The organism is Acinetobacter sp. YH12043 (assembly GCF_013419915.1).
GTDB lineage: Bacteria > Pseudomonadota > Gammaproteobacteria > Pseudomonadales > Moraxellaceae > Acinetobacter.
Genome location: NZ_VOZD01000055.1, coordinates 1 through 2581, shown reverse-complemented (window position 1 = coordinate 2581; position 2581 = coordinate 1). Strand labels below are relative to the sequence as shown.

The window sequence follows — 2581 nt, the reverse complement described above, 5'->3', positions numbered from 1 at the left end:
ACACTTGTATATTAATATAAATATCAATCACTTGAAAATTTAGCCATGACTAAGAAAAAGCAAAAAATCGGCTTTTGTAATAAGTTGGTGAGTTTTTAAGCAGATCTGTAATATTTTGCCAGTAAATTTGATTAAAAAACGATCAATTTGGCAATCAGTGCCCATTTCATCGGCTTTCAGGATCCGAAACTATCCCCAATGGCTGTGGATAAAATTTAGGCTATTTTGTACGCCCTGGCGCACAACAATCTCGGCTCTTTGCGGCTACCAGGAACAGTGGAATTTTCCTATGATGAACTCATCAGGAACAGGAAGTTCCAAACAACAAGAATAAGAAAGATCGCACCAGGAGCGTGAGGTAAGACAGGAGTCATACCTAGCAACCCAATATGAGAAACCCCGGCAGGATGCTGGGGTTTTTTATTGTCTGCATTTAAGGTCTAATCAGTCTTAGCCAATTCATTTTGGTTGATAAGTTTAATCAGCGCATTTTGAACAAACTCATCAAGTTCAATCCCTTTTTCTTTTATGATGGTTTCTATCTTTGCTAGCGTTTCACTTTCTAATTCGAACTCGATTTCTGCTGATGTTTCCATGAGTAAATCATAGTTATTTTCGACTATCTTTTTAAAGGTTTCTTCTAGATCTTTTGTTGATGGAATATTGAAAGATAAGCGTAATGAGCTATTGATAATTTCAATATGGGTATACCCTAAATATTCAGTACTTTTTCCCACAAATCCTAAGTGCTTCATAAAAAACCTTAAATAAATATAGTAGAGAGCTGTCTAAATTAAGCCAGACTCTCTTTTACAAATTTTGGATCAACAATAAATAATCGAATAAGGGATGTTGCTGCTCCTGATGGTCTTCTCGCACCTTGTTCCCATGATTCAAGAGTACGTCTTGATACGCCAAGAATCTTAGCAAACTGATCTTGTGTTAGTTGAGCCTTTCTACGAGCTAACGCTACATCTGTCTCAGTGATTACGGTTCTTTTCGCTGCATTACTAGTAAGCATATCGTCGATGCCTTGTAATATTTCAGCTTCAATATCCCTAGTTGCTTCAAAAGCCTCAAGTTCTTTTTCAGTCATTAAACGAGTCATTTAGTTTCTCCACTAATGCTTGAAGAGTCTTCTTACTAAGCTGTACAGTTTGCTTTTTACTGTACAAGGTTAATAACCAAATCTCTCCATTTGCTAAACGATTAAAGTAGATGACTCTGACACCACCACTTTTACCTCTACCACCGCTAGTCCATCTAATCTTACGAATACCACCTGCATTAGGCTCTACATCTCCTGCTTCAGGATTTAATGCTAAGAATGTTTTGAATTCCTCATATTCTTCCTGAGTCCAATAAACAAGACAGTATTTAGTAAATAATGGAGTCTCACATATTGTATACATTGATTGCATTCATACTACCTTGTAGTAGTTTATTTTATACTACTTTGTGGTATTTTTAAATGATAATTCTTAGTTCTCAGGATTAAATGCCTATTTAAGTGATGTGCTGAAAAGGTTGCCGACACATAAAGTGACTCAGATTGAAGAATTGCTACCACACCGCTGGAAACCTGAACCGAATTAAAAAATAGGCATGGGGTTCAGCGGACGCTTACGTTCAATTCGTATAACCACCATTATGTTAAATAGAATCAAAAAACCTCCAATAAAATCGTTATAGTATTATTATTTATTGAGTAGATAAGAGAATTAAATTAGTGAAATACTCAAATGAACAAATAGTAAAAGCACTCTTACTTGCTCCTTTACCTTTACTTTTTTTAACAACAGTCCTGTTTATCGCAGTGAATCACGAATACAGCCTATACTCGATTTTCGTAGTTCTTGTAGGACACGGTCTTATTTACTTGGCTTATTGTATTTTGACTGTGCCTTTTAGCTACATATTCTCAATTCTTTTAAATCGTTATAACAGACTTAATTTATTAACCATCTGTATTACCTCTCTAATTATTGCTACTCCATTTTTTATTCTTTTAGGATGGGGGCATACTGGAAAGATTGCTGAAGATTGGTGGAAGATGTATACCAATACATGGGCTAGCTTTCTGGCTCTATTTCCTGGCTTATGTTATTGGCTGTTTTTAATTAACTTAAAAGATAAAGAATAGTTATGAAAAAAATATTATATTTTAATTTTTTAGCGATTATTTTGACTTACGTATCTTTGCTTTATCAAAAAAATATATTAGTTGCTCGCATAGTTGTAGATAAGCTTGAAAAAGTTAAAGTCATAGCTGGGGGATTTCCTCTCCAGTTCCTTATAGATGGTGAAACCTCTCCAGTCGGAAGTATAAGTATCAATCCTTTATTTATTTTCATCGGCATGGATCAATTTGTTTTTCTCAATTTTTTTATTGATTATTTATTTTGGATAAGTATTTTATTTGCTTTTTCTATGATTGTGAAAAAGTACAGAATTGTATAGATCTTCTAAAATTAACATAATACACGTTATACGAAGTTGAAAAATTGAGACTATAGCCTTAATTTTTATGTATTTTTTTAATTTAACACCTAGGCCAGTGCCTAGGTTTTTTCTGTTATTC

5 protein-coding genes and 1 pseudogene are annotated in these 2581 nt (G+C 33.9%); 3 read left to right on the top strand and 3 right to left on the bottom strand.

Annotated elements, in window-relative coordinates; all coding sequences use genetic code 11:
- Positions 1-440 precede the first annotated feature (440 nt).
- Genes FTU01_RS15395 through FTU01_RS15385 form a run of 3 tightly spaced genes read right to left on the bottom strand, consistent with a single transcriptional unit; the run spans position 441 to position 1412 of the window.
- Positions 441-755: a hypothetical protein gene (locus FTU01_RS15395; protein WP_104505826.1), complete on the bottom strand. Its 315-nt coding sequence runs from the start codon at positions 753-755 to the stop codon at positions 441-443.
- Positions 756-793: 38 nt separating this feature from the next.
- The gene (locus tag FTU01_RS15390) at positions 794-1108 is read right to left on the bottom strand and encodes a DNA-binding transcriptional regulator (protein WP_104505827.1); all 315 of its coding nucleotides are present in this window, start codon (positions 1106-1108) and stop codon (positions 794-796) included.
- On the bottom strand, positions 1089-1412 hold the full coding sequence (locus FTU01_RS15385; protein ID WP_104505828.1) for a transcriptional regulator: 324 nt from the start codon (positions 1410-1412) through the stop codon (positions 1089-1091). Before FTU01_RS15385 ends, FTU01_RS15390 begins: the two co-directional genes overlap by 20 nt.
- Before the next feature lie 88 nt (positions 1413-1500).
- Here FTU01_RS15385 and FTU01_RS15380 point away from each other — a divergent pair.
- The 3 genes and pseudogenes from FTU01_RS15380 to FTU01_RS15370 form a co-directional block, all read left to right on the top strand.
- Positions 1501-1596: pseudogene (locus FTU01_RS15380) on the top strand (transposase domain-containing protein); the annotation flags it as partial.
- A gap of 133 nt (positions 1597-1729) precedes the next feature.
- Positions 1730-2143, top strand: a complete 414-nt coding sequence (locus FTU01_RS15375) for a hypothetical protein (RefSeq protein ID WP_179989130.1) — start codon at positions 1730-1732, stop codon at positions 2141-2143.
- A 2-nt stretch (positions 2144-2145) separates the two neighbouring features.
- Positions 2146-2460 (top strand): hypothetical protein, encoded by a 315-nt coding sequence (locus FTU01_RS15370; RefSeq protein ID WP_070155405.1) that lies wholly within the window; start codon positions 2146-2148, stop codon positions 2458-2460.
- Positions 2461-2581 lie beyond the last annotated feature (121 nt).

Coding starts and splice junctions, on each gene's coding strand:
- FTU01_RS15395 (WP_104505826.1), bottom strand. CDS start 755: ATGAAGCACTTAGGATTTGTGGGAAAAAGTACTGAATATTTAGGGTAT.
- FTU01_RS15390 (WP_104505827.1), bottom strand. CDS start 1,108: ATGACTCGTTTAATGACTGAAAAAGAACTTGAGGCTTTTGAAGCAACT.
- FTU01_RS15385 (WP_104505828.1), bottom strand. CDS start 1,412: ATGTATACAATATGTGAGACTCCATTATTTACTAAATACTGTCTTGTT.
- FTU01_RS15370 (WP_070155405.1), top strand. CDS start 2,146: ATGAAAAAAATATTATATTTTAATTTTTTAGCGATTATTTTGACTTAC.